We start from the raw sequence: 23,734 nt of genomic DNA, 5'->3' as shown, positions 1-23,734 counted from the left end.
GGGTTCAAACGTTTCATCTTCTTCCACTATTTTAGCGGCAAAATGATACTGACACGGGCAAAATTATGCTATGTTGCCTCAAACATACCGCCCGGTATCTTTAAAGCGAAACATTATGACTAAACAGACCACTACAGCCCATTCACTGCGCGAAGCACTCTGCTGTGAACGGGGTTATAAGCGTAAAAAGCAGCCGGAACAGGTCAGGGCTGCACTGATCCGCTGCGCGGCCGAACTGGCGGCACGCAGTGGGCTGACGGGAGTCACTGTGCAGGCCGTTTCAGCGGCCGCCGGGGTAACAAAAGGGGGATTCTTCCATCATTTCCCTCATAAGCAGGCGCTGCTGGATGCGGTATTTGCCAGTTTTCTGGCAGAGAACGATCAGGCCATTGATCGCCTGATGGACGCCGATGATCTGCCATCAGGCCGGTTTACCCGCGCTTATATCGGCGTGGCGTTTGACGATATTTTGCAGGCCGATAAAAGCCTGCTTATTCCTTTGTCACTTTCGATGATGGCATCGCCCGAGCTGTGCGAGCGCTGGGCTGCGTGGCTGGCTGAACGCCTGCAGCGTCACCAGGAGACGGATAGCCTGCCACAACACGAAGTTGCGCGGCTGGCGGCTGACGGAGTCTGGCTCGCCTACTCACTGGGTAATACCCATGGCATCCGCGATCCGCTGTCGCTGAAAAATCATTTGCTGACACTCACCAGAGAGCGTAATTCATTGTGAAAACTACCTTTAAACAGGAGGTTGTTTACCAGCTTCTCCACTGGCTGGAAGGCAATATTCATACTCCGTTGACCATTAACGACTTCGTTGAAAAATCAGGCTATTCGAAATGGCACCTGCAACGTATTTTTAAAGAAGTGACCGGGCAAAAGCTGGCGTCTTACTGCCGTCAGCGGCGGCTGACCTCCAGCGCTGTCACCCTGCGTCTGTTTGATAAACAGATTGACTCCGTCGGCAGCGAGCACGGTTTCTCCAGCCATAACGTTTATCACAAAACGTTTAAGCGCCACTTCAATATCACGCCCGCACAGTATCGTGATGCGCCGCACTGGTCATGTAAGGGACTCTGCCCGCCAATTAACCTGGGCGAAATGCCGATTCCGCAAGGCGAACTGGTTGAGCTGGATGCGATGACGTTACAGGGCCGGGTAACTGACCACGCCTTTACGATCGACACTATTTGCGACTTTTGCTGGGATCAGCGTGAAATATTGTGGCAGCGGCGACTGGCGCTGACAGCAAAGAAACCCGACGTGCTGTTCGGGCTGACTAATGTGATTAAAGGCGGGCCTCGCGCTGAAGATTGCGCCACCTTGCAGTATCTGGCTTGTCTCAATACTGAGACGACAGGTGCAATAACACCGCTGGTAGATGTGGCGATTGATAAGCAAACCTATCTGCATTTCACCTTTAACGGCAATGTGCAGCAGTTCGCTGATTTCATCAAACTGATTTACGAGCACGCTCTGCCAACCGCAGGAGCCGTGCGCCGTGAAGGCTATGATATTGAGCGTATCGATCCGCAGCACCTGAATGGTTCAGGCAGCGGCCGTATCGACTACTATGTGCCGGTGATTGCCTGAGCGTCAGGATCGGGTATGCCCGTTCTCTGTTATCCAGAGACCGGGCATATAACCTTTAACTGCAACGTCTGCCAGCTGGCGCGTTGTCTTATTTCAACAGTTCAGCGGTCATATGAACGCCATTGCTGGTGTTAGCTTCGGTAATTTTGTAAGAAGACGCACCGGCCTGCTGTGCCTGAGCGGCAATTTTAGCTTCAGCGCTGTCCAGCGTGGTGCCGGTAGCGGTGACGCTCTGAGCGAAGCTGCCGAAAGAAACGGCTGAGAGTACGATAACTGCTGCAAAAGTTTTGATGGATTTCATGGGTAATTCCTTCATTAGGTTTGTTTGATTAAGGCTTGCTGCCTCGTTGCAAACAATACTACGCTTGCTAATGAATTGGTGATAGCGGACTGTTTTGCTGTTCTTAGTCAAAAATATTGATTGAAAACTGACCGCGTTTTACACACTTTTGCAGAAGCTGACTTTTAGGGTCATTCAGAGCTTCAGAGTGGCAAGGAAATGCTCTTTCACCCGTTCAACATCGACGCTCAGGCAGAGCTTTTGCGCCCGGCTACCGGCAAACGGATTATCTAATGATGCCACACTGCCAAGCTGGCGCAGCGTCTGGCCGAGGCTGACGCCCTCCGTAACTACCCGTACTGGCGCTTCTGTCACGCCAAACCACGCAGGATTGTGAAGATAGGCAATGGTCAGCGTATCGTGCAGCGACATGCCTTCTATACCGTTGCTGACCTGGCTGTAGCGCAGATAGCCCCGGGAAATAGCCTCAAGTACCGGATGCATCAGGGCGCGGATTTCATCACCGCTGATATGCACTTCCATGGTGACATCCAGCGGCAGGACGACTACCGGAAGGCCGGAATTCAGCACCTGGTCGGCTGCATGGGGATCCTTCCAGATATTAAACTCTGCAAACGGGGTGACGTTGCCGCTGTAGCCGTGAGTGCCAAAAGCACCGCCCATAATCACCACTTCTTTAATCTGCGGCACAATATCGGGAGCCTGATTAATCGCCTGAGCGATATTGGTCAGTGGCCCGACGGCAACAATGGTGAGAGCATCGGGGTTAGCGCGCACGCTATTAATAATAAAATCGATGGCGTTTGGTGCCGCGCCGTTATAAGGATTAGCAAACACTCCGCCAAGCCCGTCGTCGCCGTGCACCGCCGTGGCGGGTGGCGTGGGCGGCAGCGCCAGCGGTCGTGAGCAGCCGCGGTAAATGGGCACATCCAGGCCAATTTTCTGGCTAAACAGGCGGGCGTTGCTCACCACCTGCTCTACCGGCACATTACCAAATACCGCAGTAATACCGATGATATCCGCACATTTCGCCGCATAGGCAAGGGCGAAAGCATCATCGACGCCAATATCAGTATCAAAGATAATTTTTTTCATCAGAATTTCCTTTCCGTTGGATTACGGCGTTCATCCCTGTTCGGGTTTTCAGGTTGTGAGCAAGGTATGCAGCGCCTGCAAATCACGTTTCACCCACTCCAGCTCCTGGGCAAATTTTTCATCCGACACCAGCGGCTGACGGAACACGGTAATCAGCACCTGTGACCCCTCCTCATTGGCGACAATGCGCATCGGCACAAAGATCTCCTTGCTGAACCCGCTGTCAATATAGTGATCCATAATGCAGTACGGATTATGTTCGGTGAAACGGACTTTCACCGGCCCCAGAGGGCCACGCCCTTTCCAGCTGTTGCCTTCCGGCACGAGCGGCCCCTGACTCATACCTGACGCCCATTTCGGGAAAAACTCCGGTTTCCAGATAGTTTCATACAGGTCTACCCAGTTACGATGGATAGCAAGGCTAAGGGTGTGTGAGGACAGCATAATACCTCCGCTCAGTGGTTAATAACGGATTTAACCATCCTGAAAAGGAGATGGGAAGGAGGAAACCCCAATTGTGTTAACTGGATAGCGAAGCGCTGCAAGGGTTGAGCACAAAGAAGTCACAGCTTGCGCAGGCAGGCGGACAGATTTTATCGAACAGCCGGGGACGCTCCCCACCGTGGCGCTAAAAATCGTCACGGTGGGGGCCTTTTTAGATATTTTTTAATTCAGTATGTGAAGTTTCAATATCATAATGACCATGAAAGCAGAGATCGATCGGGTGAGGAGACCAGTCAATAAGCCCGCGTATTTCGAACAGGATCATACCGTTTCTACTCGGATGGTCTTCGCTCAGTAGCGAACGTACAACCAGCGACTCAGGTATAATCCTGCTTTCAAACCGCAGTATTGCAGTTCTGATATTCATTTCGATGGCGTGCCACTTATGCTGACTGGCATGGTTTCCCACCAAAGCTCTCACACCATAGTTTACAACCGACTCTGCCACTTGCTGATGCTTGTTTTCATCAAGGCTCTCTTCGATATTGGTATTGTTCAACATGGTTGCGAGATCTTTTTGAATAATAGATCGCATCATTCTTGAATCGAAAAAGAATGCATCGTAGCTTTCGCGACTTTGTTTCGGTTCATCGTCCTGCAACCTTTCCAGCAAGGTGGGCAGAAACTGCCTTTTTCTTTCCATCACCAGACCCTTAAGCGAACATGATTTTTTCGCTTTCAAGCAGGGAGAACTCGCTGGAATCAGTAATGATCACTTTTCTCCCTGAGGCACGGGTACATGAGGAAGAAATATCTTCCCATTCAGTGACTAAACCCAGTTTAGCATCCTGACTGACGTTATCTGTCAGAGGATAGCGCGAAGGGATATAGCCATAATAGACGTCACTACTGGTCTGGATATGTGCTTTGGACCAGACCAGATCGATGAGCTCTGTGGGTTTTTCAATGCTTAAAGACTTTATCTCAGAGAAGGGCACCCACCGGTAGCCGCCGGCGACAATAAATTCACAGGCAGGCCCGATTCGCCCATCGCTATCGGCAATCCAGGAGAACGGGCCGGTATGGGGGCCATCTCCGGCGGTGACGCTGACCATCGAGAAAGCCTGGCTACGCTGCTCTTCTTGCTCAGTAATTGCGCCTTCAGCCAGTGATTTGTTTGCCTGCTGTAACAGGCTAATCCACTCTGGTAGCTCAATGTTCAGCATCCCCGGCAGGCGTTCTCCGCGCAGCACTTCTTCTCTGATTAATTCACTGAACACCAGGTTTTTGGTTATCTCCACCTGCTGCACTAAATCGGGTTTGATCACTTCAATAGTTTGCAGCTGCATCAGCGCCTTTTGCCACGAGCCTTCAAGGCAGTACAGCCTGTAGAGGGTTTCGCGTAAAGATATATCATCAGGATTACTTCTAACCTGCGACAGGCAGTTGGCCAGAATCTCTTCCAGCGATGAGGACTTTAACGCTCCATATAATGACGTTGTAGTATCCATCTACGTTTCCTTCAGTTGTCATTTTTAGTAATGGCTATCCAGGCCAATCTTATAAAGATCCTGGAAGGCCAGTTCTGGTATCATTTTCTTCTCTTTTGCCGTGAATTTCTCAGGAGCAAGCAGCATTAAAATTTCATGCTTCTCCTCTTCAAACAGCACTTCATCCTGGAGGTTGACCACCTCGAGCTGATCCCACACCTTATCTATCAGTGAAGGCGTATCAAGGATACATTCAGTAATGGTCTTTGATTTCATCTCCGATCTGGCTGCATCAAAAAAGCCATCATCATTAATATGATGGTAATGATGCACCTCTTTATCGTATAGATTATTATTGATATGCCCCCAAATCAGGAATTTTTTATATTCTGCTTCCAATGGTTTCATCACATCGATGACATCCTGCTTCTCAGAAACCATCTCATCAAAATAGTTTAAATCACCGACATAATGCGCACCGCTGGGAAGTATGTCCTCTATTTCCGGAATGATAATATTACTTTTATCAGCACCGGAATCATGGAGCGCATAAAAAATATCCTCAAGCGAAACGGCGTTTTCACTGATAATCACCTGAATGTTGTAATGACCCATCTGAATTGTTGAATCCAAATTCAGCGTACGAGCCTCGCCCTTTTCTACCGGTATTCCATCAATAATACAGACATACTCATCACAGGTATTGAAGGCAACTGCTCCGGCAAGTGTCCGGTAAAAGAATACAACGTTCTCGTTGTGGCTGTCAGAGCACGGGCGGGAGAACGTACCGTTTAACATATTGAAACCCACCATCGCTACCGATGTATGAGACTCATCAAGATGGTAACGACAGGGGTTATCTGGCCAGGTCATCGATAAGAACATGCTTTAGCCGCCTATATCTACATCACCGGAGCCGGTCACAATCGCTGCGCCGCATCCGGTGACGTCACCAAGGCGCGCAGCATTGCAACCGTTAATAAACACAGAGCCGGATCCGGTCGCTACCGGAGCTGCTCCATGTAAGGCACAGGGGGCGACACTATTACCCACGATACCCGCGTTATTGCCGTTGATGGTTGTATCGCCGGAACCCGAAACAATCGCTCCGCCATGACTTATTGCATCACCTACTCTGGCTGCATTGGCCATAAATCACCTCATTTAATGGATTAATCATCGAAACAAAGATCGACTGAAACGTTGTGTTGCTACTGGCTCCTCTGGTATGCCTTTGATAAAACGTCGACGCCCATATGGGCGTTGACGTGATTGAAAATAGTAAAGTTTTCCTCTTACTCAGCATCTCGTTCAATAGGCGTTGGCGTCACAGTTTGTGTTACGGACGGTGTTGGCGTTGCCAGGTAAGCAGTAAAGGAAGGTGTAGGCGTCACCGACGGTGTGACCGATGGCGTAACCGACGGCGTAACGGACGGCGTAACCGACGGTGTGACCGACGGCGTAACGGATGGCGTCACCGATGGGGTAACGGATGGCGTCACCGAAGGAGTGACCGACGGCGTCACCGATGGGGTAACGGATGGCGTTACCGATGGAGTAACGGACGGCGTAACAGACGGTGTGACCGATGGCGTAACCGACGGCGTAACAGACGGTGTGACCGATGGCGTAACAGACGGTGTGACCGATGGCGTAACCGATGGCGTTGCTGGCGGTATCACTGGTGGCCAAATTGGCAATGGCGGTAATGGCAGCGGTAAAGGTATAAATCCAAACGCTCCCAGCCCAGGTAAACCAGGTAAAGCAGGCCCGCCGCCGCCGCCGCCGCACCCTCCTTTACAGTCGCAGCAGTCGCCCGGGTTGATGTCGACCTCACCTGCCTGAATCACAATCTTTCCACCGGCGACAATTTTAATGTTGGAAGCACAGATGGTCAGCATGCCGCCGGAAGTCAGCGAGAAAGCCCCGCCGACAACTGTCGAGGCCGCACCGCCAACCGCAATCGAATCTGCGCCGCCCACCGCGCGGGAGTTGGCTCCGCCCACCGCCAGAGAGTTAGCGCCGCCCACGGCGAGGGAGGCTGCGCCACCGACGTTCACCCCATATATCCCCCCAATGTTGACTGACTTCGCGCCACCAACCACCGTGGTCATCGCACCGCCGACCAACAGGCTGTTGAAACCAAGAACGTTTGCCGTCTGGAAACCGCCAACAAATTTAGTTCGGGAGAATCCAACTTTGATATTTGAGTTGGCACCTATCGACTGGTATTCGTTGCGTTTGGTCAGCCGATTCATGTCTCGCTCGGCCTGCTCCCAGTAATACTCACTGCCCGTTTTATCTTCAAAACGGATACCGTTGAAGTTTGTTCGTCCGCCACCGATGGTTCGGCTGACCAGACCACTTTGTGTAGCGTTAGCCGGAAGATCCCAGGGGGGCATAGTGACGTTATTGTAGAGGCTACCTAAAATCAGCGGCCTGTCAGGATCGCCATTTAAAAAGTCGACAATGACTTCATGACCAATGCGGGGAATATTAATTCCGCCAAAATGGTTCCCTGCCCAGGCCTGACTGACTCGCAGCCAGCAGGAGTCAAATTCGTTATTATGGCCGTAACGATCCCACAGGAAACGAACTTTTACCCGCCCATAAGTATCTGTCCATACCTCTTGCCCGGCGGGGCCAACAACGATAGCTGTTTGCGGGCCACGTGTTTTCGGCTTAATCGCGGTACATGGATGACGGTAGATTTTAGTTGTCGGCTGTACGGTAAACTCACACTGATATTTAAATTCTTCCTGGCCGGTTACCTGACCGATTTCTTCTATGTCTAACTTACTGGAAATAATCAAATATTCGCGGTTAACTTTTTGTACCGGGAATCCTTTAAGGGTAAAGTTGCAGCCACAAACCACACCACGTAGCTCACCAAACCCTTTGGCCCGGGAACCCTTAGCACCCAGCTCCTCCATACGAACCTTAGCTAATTGCTCACCTATGCCAGGCTGCTCGTAATCCCCCGGCCAGCTAAAGATTTCCATATCATTAAAGCTGGTATTACGCGGCTTACTGTCCAGAGCGAGGATATCCGCACGTGATTTGGTAAAGTCGTAATCATTGGTGACCCATGTTCCTGTAGTAATCGTTTCCTGATGATCGAAACGGGTTACATACTCCTCACCAGATTTGGGCTGGTCGGGTGAATATTGAAGAGTGTGGTAGGCACTGCTTGCAAAGCCTTTATGGGCACCGACATGATCGACAAGTACCAGCTTGTGTTTATGCTCATCATGCTCGAAAAACCAGTAGATGCCCCACTCCTCCATCAGGCGCTGAATGAAGTTAAAGTCGGTTTCGCCATACTGAACCTGGAAATCAAGCTGAGGATAGCTGCCGCTAAGGCGCTTATCTGATGGGAAGTTATATTCAGATAAAACTTCGTCAATTATTTCCACCACGTTTTTTTGTTGGAAAATTTTATAGTCGGCAGTCAAATCTGTCAGGTAAAGCCAGGGCCTGATAATAAACTCATGCTTTGCCTGATTAGCATCACGGCCAAGAAATCTTGCCCGCTGAACAAGTCCTGATATTTCGCGGGTGCCTTTACCAATACCCATCACCGTATCAAGACCACTGCCGTCCAGCTCTATCTCAACTGTCATTTCCTTACCGATCAGAGCCTTAATATCGATATTTGAAGCAGACTGCCAGGGTATCAAGGGATTGGCCGGTGTCTTTGTCATAATAGAGTATGAATACAGTGTAGATAACGACTCTTCACCTCTAAGCGTAGATGCTACCAAACCCGGCTCGCCCAACAAGGTGGGCATTGCGGCGCTGTACAAGTTAATAGTACGTGACATTATAATCACCTTTTACAAGATTGATTGTCCATAACCACTAACGATGAACGTTAGTAATATCCATAGGTATCGGTATTTTTCTCGAATCAATAATTCGACCATGCCGACTTTGTCGCCAAATCCAGACAAAACTTCCGGATTGAATACACTCAGGCCAGTTTGTCCATGGCATAAACTCTACTCCACCATCAACAGAAATCTGATTATCTAAACAGTGATAATTTGATAGCAGTGATTCAGAAGTATTTCTAAACCTGTATTCCTTACGAATTAGAATGGATTCCAGAAAAGGTGAATAATGTATTTTCAGTGAATTAATCCACTCTGAAATAAATGAGGTGTTTTTATCCTCCTTACTTTTACTTAGCCACAGCACAAGAATTCTCGCCAGCCAGAATGCGATATGGAAATTCTTTTTGAAATCCTCTGATACTTTATCATAGGTCAGGTGTGAATAAATGACGCAAAGACTTTTATTATTGTATAGCGTCAGTGCACCAACATAATATTTTTTCCGGTTTAGTTCTTTCGCTGAAAATACGAAACACCACGGGTAGCTCGCGGAAATATCATCATCCTGCGATAAATTTCTGATCGCAGGTTCAACAGTATCCTGTAAAAACTTAAGCATAGCCCGATGGCTATATCTACGCCTGTGATACCAACGATGACGGCGGTCATCGTCAATAACAGATATCTGCACTGGTCTATACCTCCACCAAATTTATTGTTGATATTTAATAAACTTCAGCTCATCGCGGACAGCGGAAGTTGCGCAATAAATTAGTAATCAGCCGGTCATTATAGGTAATACCGGACGCCTGGATATTCACAATACGGTCGCTCAGGGAGAACACCAGAACCGGGTTGGCAGAAGACGGATTTTCTATCCTTGTCACGCTATCCATCCAGTGGAAAAGAGCCCATGGACCGGTGAAAACCAGACCTGAAAGTTTGTCTGCCATTCTTGGTTGTGCTGTCATATTGAGTATTGAACCGGCGCGGGTGCCTGGCCAGATAAATGAAACCGGGACGACGGGGCCATGTGAATAATCCATCGTCGCACCATCAAAATTAAGGCTGAGTTGAGTGATGGTGGGTGCCATGTAAGGCACAGATACCGAGAAGTTAACCGACAGTTGCTTGCTCTCGCCATTCCGGAAGAAGATATTGCGGATATCCCGGGCCTGTTCGAACGTCTTCAGCGTGCCAGAGTCTCGCTCAACGCTTTCACTTTTATAGCGCCATGGCTTCACGGAAGTGTTTACCATCTCCGTCAGGTTCTCCCTGAAGAAAGTATCTGCCAGGCCTCCTGGGGCGAAGAACCGCTCAAAGTCACTCACCCTGACCTCTTCCTTACTTCTTCTGGCAAACGGATAACGCCCCACGATGGTATTGCGGCACATTTCCCCCAGATCGGACTCTATTTTTTTATTACTTTCCGCAATAACCAGATGGTTAACCTTTTTATGCGCCCCTTTTAAAAGAGGCTCAATAATATTTCTGATTGGATCCGGCCATGTTTGTGACTCTGCGCCGATCTTGATACCCGCATCAGAAAGAACCGGCATATTGCCATTTTTCAATGCGTTATCAGAGATAACAAACAAAGTGTATTGATCCTGGAGCACCCCCATTATTTTTCTTAACTGGCTGTCTGCCACCGCACCGTTGCCAGCCTTCTCATCAGGCCGTGCAGAGCCTGTGACAAATTCGCGCAGAGTGGCGAAGTGACTATCTACCCCCTCCCACACTCGTTTCTTTTCGAGCGAATCCAGCAGCTGACTTGCCCGGTTAACGTTCTGTAGCAGCCGGGAGTTAGGAGTCTGATTATCTGCCAGACCGTCAGCCTCTGACGCTGAAAGTGTGGTTTCCTCTACGACCCGCTGTGCCAGTTTAATCAGCGGTGAATTTGTTGAGGCTATGGTACGCAGCAAATAGATATCAAAAGAGAGCGCCAGCTGCCCGAGAGGATTCTGTGGCCCGTTCGATCTCAGGCGAATATGGCTGAGAAAGTCACTCCACCGCTGGGTGTACTCTTCGTAGTACCGCTGCATAACTCGCTGCTTAACAGGATCAATGCGTTTTGCATTGGCCAACATAGCGGAACCGACAAACCCTAAGTCACTGCGCACCCTTGTAGAGCGGAACTCTGCTAATGACGTGCTTTTTTTGCTTTCCATTACCCAGCCATCTTCATCATTGAATCTGGTGATAAGGGAGCTGATTTTTTTTTTGAATACCTCATGATAACCAACATAGGTAAATAGCCCCGGGATGCTGGTCGCGGCCTGATCGGTAACTGCCATGGTAAAAATCTGGTTGTCTTTAGCGCCGAGCAGCTGCCCGAGGGTGAGGTTCGCTGGGGCATCATCCCTTGCCAGAATTTTAATGCGATCGTAAAGCCGATCGCTTAACGGAATACGGCTCAGAACGGCTCTTGCCTGCGCAACCAGTTCCTTATCCATAGACTGGGCATAACGGCGCCATTCAGGGACATCAAAAAGCGCATCTAAATGTGAAATGAAAATTTCCCGATCGGCATAAGGTGCTATTTTTCCAGAACTATCCCATGCTTCAGTAATCGTATTGATAAGAAACTTTTTATCAAATTTTCCATGGCCATTAAGCATCAGATACGTTTTCAGTGCGGTGTATATCTCGCTATTATTTTCATCAATAAGCGTGTCCTGGAGCTTCTCCAGTGCTTCATGCTGTACCATTGGATACAACAATCTCTGTAAGAAATATTGATACAAAGAAAGAGAGTCTGCCGTAATATCCCAACCTACGTATTGGCCGAAGCGGAAATCAAGTGGTGGACGCGTCACATCGATTTCACTGTACTCTGGCATATACTGAGCCATCGATAACAGCCCGGGAATTAACTCAGGGTTGTTCGCCTTTTCGAAATTTCGAATTGCATCTTCTAAAGAGGATACTCTGGTAGAAACAGTAGCAAGATAGCCATCATTGTTATAAAAACTATGATAAAAACCATTAAGCATCCATGCAGTGAATAGAATACAAGCACTGTGTATAAATATATTCTGGAAGCGATATTTAGATTGTGTCCGCAGATTATGGCGAACCAGCCTGGCATCTTTAACGATGATCTCAGCAAACAACGTCTTGAGGAAGTAATGACGACCGTAGGACGTATCCGTGACCAGGAAATCCGCATCATTGTGCTTTTTAATGACTAACTCGACCGCGCTGGAGGTTCTTCTCTGTACAAAATTACTCCATCGCTGAATCAGCGTTTTATTATTTAATAAATAAACATCTGCTGGCTGGCTGCTGCTGGCGAAATATAATCCACGTAAGCTGCTCAATCCTTTAGTTTCGTCATAGCGTGAAGTAAAGAATATACTTTGCAGAATTTCAGCAATTTCCTGCGATAACACGCGAAAATCCTGGGGTAAACTGTACATTCTTTTTCTGTCACTGAGGTTAAGCTCTTCCTGCTGGCGTAACGTCATCTTATCTTCAATACGCTTTTCCAGCAGTCCCAGCTCATCATCAATCCGCTCGCGCAGTTCGGCAGAAGATGTTTCCATTTCCTGCCCATAGGGGAAAGTCACGCCCCAAATCTGCTCACGTTCATGTTCGGTCAATATTCTGAAATATTCAGAAAATCCAGACAGCTGATCGACTTTTGACACCAGTACGTAAACGGGGAAATGGATACCCAGCACACTGCGGGTCTCATCCAGCCTTGATCTTATCTTAGCCGAAATATCGTACAACTCCGCTTTGCTGCGGCCCATGACATCAGCAACGGATAGATTAACAATGATGCCATTGATGGCTTTAATAGAACGGTACTTTTTAATGGCTTCAAGAATATTTTTCCATTCGTTATTATTTTCCTCCGCATGGGTGACATATCTGCCCGCAGTATCTAAAAAAAGTGCATCATTCGAGAACCAACACTCACAGATTGCCGTTGGCATCGTCTTCTGTGCGATTTTTTTCAGTTGTTCAGGCTCGGGGAAACTCTGTCCGGAGGAGAGTATTGAGGAGGTTTTACCTGCGCTCTCTGTCCCAATGACCATATACCATGGCAGATCGCTAAGGAATTTCACCGGCCAGAAAAACTGTTTAAATCTTGAGGTACTTTTACTGATATTTTTGATGTGACTATTTGCATTTCGAATAATGGCGAAGATCTCAGCTCTCTTATAGTCCTCTTTCACCACTTCATCTTTGATAAACCGGTCTAAAAACTTCGGGTTTTTTCTTAATGCAACAATCAGCTTCCATGCACCATAGAAGAGTGCAACCAGCAGTATGCAGCCAATGACGATAACTCTGCGGTTGACTGTAGCAACGGGATAGGAGTTTCCTACTAATATATATGGCCCCAATATCCACACTGCACAACAAAGTGCAAGTAGCAGCATGATCAACAGCGGGAATCTGTACCATAGCCCAATAATACAGAGCAGAGTAAGAACGATCAGAATAATTCGTGGCTCAATGCTTTCTAATGGCCGTGTTTCGCCAAACCCAAAGAATGGACCTAAATACCATATAAACAGGGATATCAGGATAAAACATGCTATAAAAAGCAAGAATTTTGTTACGCGAACAGAAAACAATCTATTAATAAAAGACATTACTGATCTCATCAATAAGTAACGAAAAATTCCACGCGCCTGTTTTGCGCACGCCCCTCGGGTGTACTGTTATTAGTCAGTGGCTGAGTATCACCTACGCCCTGAATTTTTATTTTCCCTTCAGCCAGTCCGGTATTAATAAAATAACTGGCCACTGCCTTTGCTCGTAGTTCTGAGAGAACGATATTGTTTTCAATACCCGGCCGGTGAATAGGCATCGCGTCAGTATGACCAACGACCAGCACACTGCCGTTGACCCGCAGGACTTCTCTGGCCACACGATTCATCACATAGTCCATAGCTGGCTTAACTGATGTTGCCCCGCTATCAAAAACAGAATCACTTTTGAATACCACTTTACTCTGGTCTTTAGTCTCGTCGACATTTACCAGTCCTTTGGCAATTTCATGCCTGAGTAAATAGGCAAGCCGCAACTTTTTCACCGCCGGCTTTGCCATATTAATCTGTTGCATCGCCAGAATTTTATGTGCTATTCCACTTTTATTGATGGTAAGCCAGTATTTATACCAAAAGAAAAGTGAGGCAATAAGAATCCCGCATAACAACAGTGTGACGCGTACCGGAACTATTAACTTCTCACGCTTCTGCTTACCTCGCTTCACTAATCCATGGGGTGATAAAATCGTTGAGGTGGTGTCTCTGGTACTTTGAATAATGGTTAACAACCGCTGCCTTATTTTCGTTAACTGCCGGTCACCATCTTCTATAATGCTGTAGCGCCCCTCAAATCCAAGCCCCAGAATTCTTAACAGCACCTCAAGAACATCTGCATATTCATGCGGGTTCATGGAAAGACGACCAACCAGCAGGAAAAACTTATTCCCCCCGTCGTTATCACCTTCAAAATGGTTAAGCAGGTTACTCTGTGACCATCCGGCACTTTGGGCCCAGGCTCTGGCATGGGCGGCTTCATCAATAGCGGTGCACAGACAGTATCTGACAATGGCCATTTTCTTCCATGAAACGTCGATCTCTTCGCAAACGACGGCGAAGAGGTTAACTTCATTTTTGATACTTCTTTTCAGCACCTCAACATATTCTATGGATTCAACATGTTCAGGCATTTCACTCAATGCACGCAGTAAGGGCTGGCTGGCTTCCAGTAGCGGATTTTCGGCCTGCCTGATATTAACCAGCCGCTGCTGTACGCCCTCGCTTCTAAGAGACGTTTCATTTAAATAATCTTTTTCACTTCGCAGAAACGCTTCGATTTCTTCATCTTCGTTAATGGCATGAAGAGGGCGATCGGCAGCAACCGTATGCTCATCCGGAAGAAATCTGCCCAGCGCCTGCGGTGTCATTTCTTCAGGCTTCTGTTCTTCAGGCGGCACAAGCTCGGTAGCAAGGCCGTTGTCCTGTAGTTCGCTCATCAGCTCCTGACTCCCCAAAGTTCCATTTTAAGCCCGGGGAAATCGCCAGCTACGTGCAGCGCAATCGCACCGGTTGCAGCGATTTTCTCCCAGAATGGCCCACTTTTAAGCAGGTCGAAGTAGACATATCCTGAACTGTAAGGAATCTGTCGCGGCGGTACCGGCAAGCCCTGTAATACCAGCCCGGGTAAATGCGACCTGACCAGTTCATGCAGCTGCTGCGGAGCACTGATTTTGGTTTGCGAAGTAAATTGCTGCTGCAACACATCCATGGAAAGCTGCGCATGGACAGCCAGCACCAGGTTGGTGAAAGAATGCAGTTCAGCAGGCAGCATGGAAGCAGACCAGACACCGTTGCCTTTGGGCAGCAGCGGGATCATTTGCCCTGCACGGATCATGATCTGATTCAGCAGGTAGTTCACTTCCTCAACCAGTGGCCGGATTGATTCATACAGCCGCACATGGTCGTAGCCCGGTGCCGGTACAGGCCGACGCGTTTGTGTCCGTACAAAAGTGGATAACTCACCGGAGAATTTAGCCAGCTCCTGGTAAATCAGGATCGGCGGCAGCTCAGGAATATGCCTGATGTGGTCGAGAAGCGGCTCATATTTATTAAAAATTTGCAGCAGCAAATAGTCGACAACCTCAGCACCGGCACTGGCTTTACCGTCACTGGTAGAGAGGCGCGTTGCCAGCATCTCCGCGCGCAATTTAACCAAGCCATTAAGGTGCGTCAGCCACTCTGCCAATAGCGTATTGGCGGCGTAACCCGTAACGGGTGGGATATGATCTTCAAAGTGAAGTAAGACGCTGCCATCTGGCTGTAGTGCTTTAACCTTGGTTAAGGGCAGGCCGAGCCAGGACTCTGTCATTTCTGATTCAGGAACCAGACGCATGCGCAGTCTGCTCAACTGAACAGGTTTAGCCCCTTGTCTGATGGCATTGGTATCATTAATACTGGCTTCATAGGCCTGAAACCTGGCCAGGGAACTCTGATTGTTTTTATCGAAGATTGTCTCGTCACTGTTCTCCAGACGCAGGGGAACGGCCAGATAGATCATCTTGCCTAAATGATCCGGAAGAATGGTTAGTGGCTCCGGAATTTCAGCATGATCAGGGATATCAAACGGCGCACCATCAGGCAGTACGCCTCCGCCAGATTTCAGAACCAGCTTGCCATATGCCAGCGCCTCCTTATCAATATCGTATTGGGAGAAACCCCAAAAAAAAGGATTGAGAGTCGCAGCTCGCTTATGGGCAAAATATTCCAAATAGCGCTCTTGTTGTTGGAAAAGTTGGGGACGTAAAAAAAGCCCTTCGCTCCAGACGACTTTATTGGTTCTCACATCTTAATCCATTTAATTGTTGAGATTGAGAGCTGGCTGAACTGAACACAAAGAGTTGATGGCTCCTTTGAATTACTGATCTTCCACCAAGGTCTCGGTTGAGCACCTGGAATTTTTATCGCTTTATTCCAGTCTGCGTGATTAATATCTCTGTAAGCAGCAACAACACCCAGAGCCACACTGGACTCACCAAGGTTAATCTCAATGTTTCTCCTTTCACCGGGCATCAAAACAGCCTGATAAACTTTCGTTGATTGTTCGGAAAAAATCTTATTGGTATTATTTACTATTGAGTAAAAATCACTATTATCAAATGTATCCGGTGTTTTTAACTCATAAATATAGATAGCCAGAGGTGCCGGCTTACTCTGAGCGCTAGGGTTAATATCTTTCGATGCAGACAGCGTTATTTTTATGTTGCCAGACTTGCTTTCCGGTTTTTTATTTCCGAAAAATAGACTGCATGATGTTAATGTCGAAATTAAAACCAACGCATGAAAAACAGCTAATATTATCCTGCAAGATTTCTTAAACATTTTGTTATCATAAAACATCTGTTTTTAAAATGTAGCAAAATGAAGACTACCCAGCATAAATCGTAAAATATATGATTATAAATCCTTTCGACACCCTGTTATTTCACTCCTCATCAGAATGTTAACGTTTAATATTGCCCGGGAACCATGCGTAATTCCCCGGGCAATATATCTCAGAGATTAACCCTATCAAAAATAGAGTAAATTATCTCTCTGCTTTATTAGCCATGCTGGTTAGCTTTAACATCATAGCTTGCGGAGATAACACCAGATCTCTGACCTTCCGCATTCTGCATTACATAGTCCTGCGTCATCTTCGTGAATGAGAACCTCACAGTTTCACGCGGGCGTGTCTCGTCTTCTAAAGAACCAGACATTTCGACCAGAGTGATAATGACATCGGTAAATTTAATGGTTAAGTATTCAAGCGGATCGCCGCCTGCTTTACGTACCACGAATTGAATATTTTTAATGTGTTTACCGGTAAGACAGTAGTTCAGAAGGTTAGGACTGGCTTTATCGGTATAGTGCTCGAAACAGAAATCACTGACACTTGCCTTTCCAGAACCACCACCGGAACCACTATGCATATTGGAATGCTGGCTAACATCCCAGTTCCATCTCAGTACCTGAATTTCATTTTTATGAACAGCATCCAGAGATTCACCTTCGATGCCATCAATTTTGATAAACATATCTTGTGCCATGATAATTCCTTTTAAATGTAATAAAATAGCCACATTTGTTGCGGCCCCTACGTTGCCGTATCAGATAAAATTAATTTTTCTAATACAGTTCCCAAAATTAAAACATCACTCAAGATATCAGATATATATTAGCTTTCGTTTTTAAGTGAAGGTAATTTAGCAACCATTCTTAAAGAAACGGTCAAACCTTCAAGCTGGAAGTGAGGACGTAAGAAGAATTTAGCTTGATAATAACCCGGATTTCCTTCTACATCTTCAACAATAACTTCAGCTGCAGCTAATGGACGACGCGCTTTTGTATCCATTGAGGAGTTACTTGGATCACCATCAACATAATTCATTATCCAGTTATTCAACCAGTTCTGCATATCTTCACGTTCTTTAAAGCTTCCGATTTTGTCACGGACAATGCATTTCAAATAGTGTGCGAAACGCGAACAAGCGAACATATAAGGAAGCCGCGCTGATAAATTGGCGTTAGATGTGGCATCCGGGTCATAATATTCAGCGGGTTTCTGTAATGACTGCGCACCAATGAATGCTGCATAGTCTGTATTTTTACGGTGAATCAGTGGAATAAATCCATTCTTGGCTAATTCTGCTTCCCTGCGGTCAGAAATTGCAATCTCTGTAGGACATTTCATATCTATGCCGCCATCATCGGTCGGGAAAGTATGGCAGGGAAGATCTTCCACCACACCGCCACTTTCAACCCCACGAATCAACGTACACCAGCCGTAGTGTTTAAATGAGCGGTTAATATTGACGGCCATCGCATAGGCGGCATTAGACCAGGTATATTTGCTGTGGTCGGCACCGTCTGTGGTCTCTTCAAAGTCAAAAGCATCTACCGGATTAGTGCGGATGCCATACGGAAGGCGTGACAAGAAGCGCGGCATAGCCAGACCGATATAGCGTGAGTCTTCTGAGTTACGCAAAGAGTTCCATGCTGCGTATTCTAGGTTCTGCGTAAAAATTTTGGTTAAATCACGCGGGTTAGCCAGCTCCTGCCAGGACTCCATCTGCATCACAGACGGCGCGGCACCAGTAATGAAAGGAGCATGAGAAGAAGCTGAAATCTTCGCAATGGAGGCAAGCAAATCCACGTCGGGCGCCGTATGGTCAAAGTAGTAGTCTGCTACCAGACAGCCATAAGGTTCGCCACCAAGCTGCCCGTACTCCTCTTCATAAACCTGTTTGAAGAGCGGGCTCTGATCCCAGGCTATCCCTTTATATCTCTTCAGGTTACGCCTTAATTCATTTTTGGAAATGTCCATAAAGCGCAGCTTAAGCTTCTCATCTGTTTCAGTATTATTGACAAGATAGTGCAGACCGCGCCATGCACTTTCCAGCGCCTGGAATCGCTCATGATGCAGAATCAGGTTAATTTGTTCTGTTAGCTTTCGATCAATCTCTGCGATGTAAACAGCAATATTTTTATATGCATCATCAGCCAGGGTCAAAGAGTTCGCCAGAGCTTGTTCAGCCAGCGTCTTAACTGCTGATTCAACGGCAGACTTTGCCTGTTCAGACTTCGGTTTAAATTCTTTAGTTAATAGCGCATTGAAGTCGCTGTACGACGGCGTGGCAACGGCTTGTTTTTCATTCTTTACGGTTTGAGTTGACATAGTTCCCTCTACGATATTCAGTCATTCTCGGCAGCTTTATTATCTGGCGCAGCAGGCTTTGCCTCACTGGCCAGTGCATTGAGCAGTGCTCGATCCTTAAGTACGCTAGTCACCAGACTTTCAGCTCCGGCTTTACCATCCATATAGGTTTGTAAGTTCGCCAGCTGAGTTCTTGCTTCCAGTAACTGAGATAAAGAGTCCACTTTTGTTGCTATAGCATCGGGTGAAAAGTCGTGAATACTTTCAAAAGTCATGTCAATCATCAACATGCCTTCTCCGGTTAATGTATTAGGTACTGCAAATGCCACTCGCGGTTTCATTGCTTTCATTCTTTCGTCGAAGTTATCGATATCGATGCTAAGAAACTTTCTGTCAACAACTGGCGGCAGCGGTTCCAGGGGAGAGCCGGATAAATCAGCAAGCACACCCATTACAAAAGGCAATTCTATTTTCTTCTCACTACCATAAATTTCAACATCATATTCAATCTGAACTCGCGGCGCGCGGTTTCTTGCAATAAATTTCTGAGCACTTCCTTTATTAATAGCCATTACTATTCCTTTTAAATCCTCAGTTAACAATAGATAAAATACGTTAATACTATGCCGGCTGCATTTCTTTTAAGAAAATAGATAATTTATGGCTTATATGGCGCTTTGCAGCGCCATCGTTTTTTATTTATAAAAAAGTTCTATACCTGCTGTTGCTCTAACTTGCCCTGATGTTGCCAAACCACTCGAATAGTAGTTCGCAATATAATCATGGGTTACAACCCCACCAGACAAAGGAATGTAATAATTTTGCGCACTTGTCAGGTCATCTATTTTTATCTGTGAGCCATTTTTCTTCCTCAGCCTTATTTGCGTATTACGGCTGTAACCTACACCAGTGTTGTTTAATAAGTTCCCAGTTGTATTGTCCGCTTGAGACAAATTACTAACAAACTTTAGCTGTATATTCCTGTTAATCGGACACTTTTTTAATCCAACAGTAAACGTTTTGCTACCTGCTTCAGAACCAGCACCTCTTAGTGTTTGAGTAGAGATTATCGGCAATTGAATTACATCAATATTAATTCCACCGTTAATTACAATCTCACAGGTTTCTTCAGCATAGACTCCTGTAAAAAAAACACTGGTATTACAACCAAGATTAGTACAATCTCTTGCGACTGAACTAGCAGGACTAAACAGCAGTATAGCTACGAATATTAACGCTGAATATAGTATTTTATTAAAACCAGGATGCATAAGCCTTATATGATGCATTTTACCTCCATGGTAACTATGTCACCGCTATCCTTTATTGGAGGAGTTAAATATTTATTAGGGAGTATCTGGCACTGTTCCCTGCCTTCATTCCATTTTGCTCTCAGAACATTAATGGTTGGATCCCAGCCGCGAACAAATGCCATGCCGCCCTGACCAATTATTCCCTGACTGACACCGTTCATATCAAATAACTCCGTGCCAATTGGCAGGTAACTGTTATCAGAGCGCCTGACGATAAGTATATAAGGCGAACCGACAATTGTTTTCATGTTAACAAGTATAGCGGATCCCGCTCTTGGAACTATCGTACTTTCACTGTCTAATACATCGACCGTACCGGGTAATCCTCTGGTATCGATTGAGATCGTGTTTTCACGATATGATGTCAACGAAGGCATAATGGCATATCCACTAGAATTAACTTCTGCACCATATCCGTTTAATATCTTCGCTCCTTTTCCTCCAGGCACACTAACAATTGCAAAGGGTGAATCACCTACCGGTGGCCCAACTGTTACGCCCCCCTGGTGCCCTACTACACTACCGCTGGCGGATAAAGATACCTGATTCGTTGATTTACTGTCAGCCGAAGCCGTGATACCAAAGTTTCCCAAAGGTGAACGATAAAAAGCATTCCCCGATACCGATTGTTGTGCCCCGTTATTATGACGTTTGCTTTCTGTTGTTGCTCCAATACCATAAGTCAGCTCACTCATTTCTCCCTGACTACCATTAGCGTTGACTTGCAGAGAAGTCCCTTTCCCTTCGTCATGGGTCAGGCTGGTATAAAGTGAGTTAAACACTGGTTTTTTGGTGTAGCCGCCACCAAAGGGAATACTGAACGATAACATGTAAGTATTCTCATTCTCACGGTTATTATTCTTGCTCCGCATGGCCGTCAGTGAGTAACTGAAATATTTTTCTGATTTGTTATACGTCACCGAGTATTGTCGGGTTCCTGATCGGTGATCCCAATATTTGTACATACTCCCCGTAAAGTTAAGATAGGCATCGTTGATTAAACGCTGGCCAATCGTCATGGAAACACGCTCTTTCGCACGATAATCTGTTTCCAGAATATTACGACGATAGTATCGCTCCATACTTGCTTCTCTGAAGGTGAAATACCCTTCCGTTGAATAGCGATACGCCGCGAGGGTGACATCCGTATCCGTCGCTTCCATATAACGGCTGTAGCCGACCCTGAAACTGGTACCTGTTTTTTTCTTATTATCAGCAAGCTTACTTGTTGCGTTTGTCACATCCAAAGAAAAGCCGCCAATCGGAGTGTTAAATGCATTACCCAACGCTAACGAATAGTAGTTTTCTGCAAATTGTCCGCCACCGTATAATGTGTACATATTTCCCACACCATACTGGTAGATCCCCTGCATAATTTTAGGGTTTTTCCTTAACGAATCTTCTCTGAGCTCGCCGGCACTGAAGCTAAAGAGTGATACTCCCTGATGCAAGAGCATAGGAGGGGCGGAAAAGGGAATACTCTGGTTTCTGACCCGTCCGTCAGATTCCGTTATCGTCATTTGCAGGTCACCGCCGTAGCCCATCGCCCCGATATCACTCAGTTCGAACGGGCCGGGAGGAACAACGGTTTCATATACCGTCTGTCCTCGCTGGATGATGGTTACTTTAGCGTTAGTTTCCGCTACACCCCTCAGTATAGGTACGTAGTTTCTTAACCCCTCAGGTAACATTCGCTCATCGGACTGCAAAACGATGCCTCGAATATTATAGCTATCAAACACTTCACCCCTGGTATTGCTATCACCAATGGTCAACTGACTTTGTAAGCGAGTAATATCCGTTTGCGCATAGCCCACTAAATTTTGCGTATAGGACTCCCCGCGGCTGGACAGATTAACGTTCATGCGTTTTCTGAAGCGCCAGCCTTTAAGGTTAATCCCCGCTTTCATTCCAAGGTTACCCGTATAAATTACGTTCTTAAGCCTTTCACCATGCTTTGCACCTGTAAATCCCCTGTACATATTACTGTTATAATCAAGAAAAATGGTAGGAACACCGGCATCCCATCTGTTCGGGTCAATATATCCACGTGGACGGTTGATGATATTCACCTGCGGCACGGTGATACTTAACTCATAGTCGCCCGAGTTATAGTGTACAGCACTTTTCTTAATGACCTGTTTTATGGAAAAGTACTCATCTGTCTTTTCGTCAACTAACTGAGAAGATTGATCGTTATTTGCGTTTAATCTTATGCCGATCTGATTCAGTTCTTTCAGCGTGAAATGAGGCTGTGCACTGGAACTACCCTCGATATCTTTAAATGTGACGTTGTATTTTCCAAGACTCTTTTGGTTAACGATGACAAATACACTATAAACGCCTGGATCAATCTTATTACCTTCACTGAAACGTCCTACATCGACGCCTGAGCCGTGAATAAAAACTGGGTTATAATCAACCCTCATAGGCTCACTGCTATCACCGGTCGCATTGTTCTCCACACCATCCTGTGCCACTGCAACTGAACAGAACATGCTGGCGAGGATCTTCATCGCTCCGCTGACTCGTGCACTAATATTTTTTAAACGGTCTGTTTCAGTATGGTTTCTTGTGATTAAATTACTCAATTGGCAAGCTCCTTTTTCCAATGAGAATCTTTAAAGTACTTTCTTCTATTTATAATTTTCTAAGGTCAATCCATTACCACTTGCTTTTAGTTTACCGACAATAATTGCCCCATAATCATTGAGTAATTTAAACTCGGCACCAGTAACATTCCCTATAGCTGGTGCGTTTTTTTCAAAATCAAACTCAGAGGTAGAAAACGGTGCAACCATATCCGCATCAACATTGACACTCTTCGAGCCCGAGTAAATAGTCATACTATCGAACGAGAAATAATATGGTGTTGGGTTTGTGACCTTCACCTTTTTACTTCCGTTATCAACGGCCCATTTAAGATCCTCTGTCTGGCTTGCACTGCTACTTTTGTCTAAAGCTTTTGGCCGATAAAAAATTTTTATTCTGGTTCTGAATGCCAGCTCCAACCGGTCTTTAGCCGGCCCCTTATAGGCGGGTGGTATTTCCAGCATATTTAACCAGGATATCGACTCTCTGTCTTTTGGCAGCACCATGTTGTTATATATCAATCTCAGACTCTGCCCCTTCCCCGGTTCAACGCGATACACCGGAGGCGTCACCATATAAGGAACTTTCATTGAGTTTACGTCAGCATTTGCATTTCCATCATCAACCCAAACCTGAACTAATGCGGGCGTATCTCCTTTATTTGTAGTTCTTACGGTTACTTCCTTCTCATCGCCAGGGAAAATAACGCGTGTCCCACTAATTGTCATTGCGGCCATTGAGCTTGTTGACAACAAAATAAAAAAAATAACTGCTGTATTAATTTTATAGAACATCTTATTACCATTACATAGTTCAGAAATGAATCGAAATTGATAGAGGTGTCAGATAACACCTCTATGATTCCTGATC

Annotated in this window: 21 protein-coding genes; 2 read left to right on the top strand and 19 right to left on the bottom strand. The window is 46.4% G+C overall.

The genetic code is table 11. The features are described from left to right. Positions 1 to 115: 115 nt before the first annotated feature. Positions 116 to 733, top strand: a complete 618-nt coding sequence (locus tag GN242_RS00825; protein ID WP_195918375.1) for a TetR/AcrR family transcriptional regulator — start codon at positions 116 to 118, stop codon at positions 731 to 733. Beyond that, a complete protein-coding gene (locus tag GN242_RS00820; RefSeq protein WP_154753409.1) occupies positions 730 to 1,596 on the top strand; it encodes a helix-turn-helix domain-containing protein in 867 nt (288 codons plus the stop codon). The genes GN242_RS00825 and GN242_RS00820 overlap by 4 nt, the downstream gene beginning before the upstream one ends. A gap of 88 nt (positions 1,597 to 1,684) precedes the next feature. Here the strand turns inward: GN242_RS00820 and GN242_RS00815 are convergent, their stop codons facing one another. The 19 genes from GN242_RS00815 to GN242_RS00725 form a co-directional block, all read right to left on the bottom strand. Continuing rightward, the gene (locus GN242_RS00815; RefSeq protein ID WP_154753408.1) at positions 1,685 to 1,897 is read right to left on the bottom strand and encodes a YdgH/BhsA/McbA-like domain containing protein; all 213 of its coding nucleotides are present in this window, start codon (positions 1,895 to 1,897) and stop codon (positions 1,685 to 1,687) included. 174 nt (positions 1,898 to 2,071) lie between these two features. Continuing rightward, positions 2,072 to 2,992 carry a nucleoside hydrolase gene (locus tag GN242_RS00810; RefSeq protein WP_154753407.1) on the bottom strand — a complete coding sequence of 307 codons (921 nt, stop codon included), beginning with the start codon at positions 2,990 to 2,992 and terminating at the stop codon, positions 2,072 to 2,074. Positions 2,993 to 3,040: 48 nt separating this feature from the next. Further along, complete coding sequence (locus GN242_RS00805; protein ID WP_156286758.1) at positions 3,041 to 3,436, bottom strand: polyketide cyclase; 396 nt, start codon at positions 3,434 to 3,436, stop codon at positions 3,041 to 3,043. A gap of 211 nt (positions 3,437 to 3,647) precedes the next feature. Then, positions 3,648 to 4,139: a type VI secretion system baseplate subunit TssE gene (locus tag GN242_RS00800; RefSeq protein ID WP_154753495.1), complete on the bottom strand. Its 492-nt coding sequence runs from the start codon at positions 4,137 to 4,139 to the stop codon at positions 3,648 to 3,650. Positions 4,140 to 4,149: 10 nt separating this feature from the next. Next, on the bottom strand, positions 4,150 to 4,947 hold the full coding sequence (locus tag GN242_RS00795) for a type VI secretion system accessory protein TagJ (RefSeq protein WP_154753405.1): 798 nt from the start codon (positions 4,945 to 4,947) through the stop codon (positions 4,150 to 4,152). A 24-nt stretch (positions 4,948 to 4,971) separates the two neighbouring features. Next, positions 4,972 to 5,799, bottom strand: coding sequence for a TagK domain-containing protein (locus GN242_RS00790; protein WP_197094753.1), 828 nt, complete (start codon positions 5,797 to 5,799; stop codon positions 4,972 to 4,974). A 15-nt stretch (positions 5,800 to 5,814) separates the two neighbouring features. Continuing rightward, the gene (locus GN242_RS00785; RefSeq protein ID WP_154753403.1) at positions 5,815 to 6,078 is read right to left on the bottom strand and encodes a PAAR domain-containing protein; all 264 of its coding nucleotides are present in this window, start codon (positions 6,076 to 6,078) and stop codon (positions 5,815 to 5,817) included. 143 nt (positions 6,079 to 6,221) lie between these two features. Further along, a complete protein-coding gene (locus GN242_RS00780; RefSeq protein ID WP_197094783.1) occupies positions 6,222 to 8,717 on the bottom strand; it encodes a type VI secretion system tip protein TssI/VgrG in 2,496 nt (831 codons plus the stop codon). A 70-nt stretch (positions 8,718 to 8,787) separates the two neighbouring features. Beyond that, a complete protein-coding gene (locus GN242_RS00775; RefSeq protein WP_156286755.1) occupies positions 8,788 to 9,453 on the bottom strand; it encodes a hypothetical protein in 666 nt (221 codons plus the stop codon). Between the two features lie 49 nt (positions 9,454 to 9,502). Beyond that, positions 9,503 to 13,372, bottom strand: coding sequence for a type VI secretion system membrane subunit TssM (gene tssM, locus GN242_RS00770; protein ID WP_197094752.1), 3,870 nt, complete (start codon positions 13,370 to 13,372; stop codon positions 9,503 to 9,505). A gap of 11 nt (positions 13,373 to 13,383) precedes the next feature. Further along, positions 13,384 to 14,763: a type VI secretion system protein TssL, long form gene (gene tssL, locus GN242_RS00765; RefSeq protein ID WP_156286753.1), complete on the bottom strand. Its 1,380-nt coding sequence runs from the start codon at positions 14,761 to 14,763 to the stop codon at positions 13,384 to 13,386. Further along, complete coding sequence (gene tssK / locus GN242_RS00760; protein ID WP_156286752.1) at positions 14,763 to 16,109, bottom strand: type VI secretion system baseplate subunit TssK; 1,347 nt, start codon at positions 16,107 to 16,109, stop codon at positions 14,763 to 14,765. Before tssK ends, tssL begins: the two co-directional genes overlap by 1 nt. Continuing rightward, entirely contained in the window at positions 16,106 to 16,645 is a 540-nt protein-coding gene (gene tssJ, locus GN242_RS00755) for a type VI secretion system lipoprotein TssJ (RefSeq protein ID WP_197094751.1), read from the bottom strand. The genes tssK and tssJ overlap by 4 nt, the downstream gene beginning before the upstream one ends. A gap of 221 nt (positions 16,646 to 16,866) precedes the next feature. Continuing rightward, a complete protein-coding gene (locus GN242_RS00750; protein ID WP_156286750.1) occupies positions 16,867 to 17,352 on the bottom strand; it encodes an Hcp family type VI secretion system effector in 486 nt (161 codons plus the stop codon). Between the two features lie 128 nt (positions 17,353 to 17,480). Continuing rightward, positions 17,481 to 18,980, bottom strand: coding sequence for a type VI secretion system contractile sheath large subunit (gene tssC, locus GN242_RS00745; RefSeq protein ID WP_156286749.1), 1,500 nt, complete (start codon positions 18,978 to 18,980; stop codon positions 17,481 to 17,483). A 17-nt stretch (positions 18,981 to 18,997) separates the two neighbouring features. Further along, positions 18,998 to 19,531 (bottom strand): type VI secretion system contractile sheath small subunit, encoded by a 534-nt coding sequence (gene tssB / locus GN242_RS00740; RefSeq protein WP_154753396.1) that lies wholly within the window; start codon positions 19,529 to 19,531, stop codon positions 18,998 to 19,000. A 123-nt stretch (positions 19,532 to 19,654) separates the two neighbouring features. Continuing rightward, positions 19,655 to 20,248, bottom strand: coding sequence for a fimbrial protein (locus GN242_RS00735; RefSeq protein WP_156286748.1), 594 nt, complete (start codon positions 20,246 to 20,248; stop codon positions 19,655 to 19,657). Further along, entirely contained in the window at positions 20,236 to 22,701 is a 2,466-nt protein-coding gene (locus tag GN242_RS00730) for a fimbria/pilus outer membrane usher protein (RefSeq protein WP_445224724.1), read from the bottom strand. The genes GN242_RS00735 and GN242_RS00730 overlap by 13 nt, the downstream gene beginning before the upstream one ends. A 207-nt stretch (positions 22,702 to 22,908) precedes the next feature. Next, positions 22,909 to 23,658 carry a fimbria/pilus periplasmic chaperone gene (locus tag GN242_RS00725; RefSeq protein WP_156286747.1) on the bottom strand — a complete coding sequence of 250 codons (750 nt, stop codon included), beginning with the start codon at positions 23,656 to 23,658 and terminating at the stop codon, positions 22,909 to 22,911. Positions 23,659 to 23,734: the final 76 nt, after the last annotated feature.

Source organism: Erwinia sorbitola, assembly GCF_009738185.1.
In the GTDB taxonomy this organism is placed as follows: domain Bacteria; phylum Pseudomonadota; class Gammaproteobacteria; order Enterobacterales; family Enterobacteriaceae; genus Erwinia; species Erwinia sorbitola.
The sequence above is the reverse complement of the archived record's forward strand: the minus strand, read 5'-3'. Positions and strand labels throughout refer to the sequence as shown.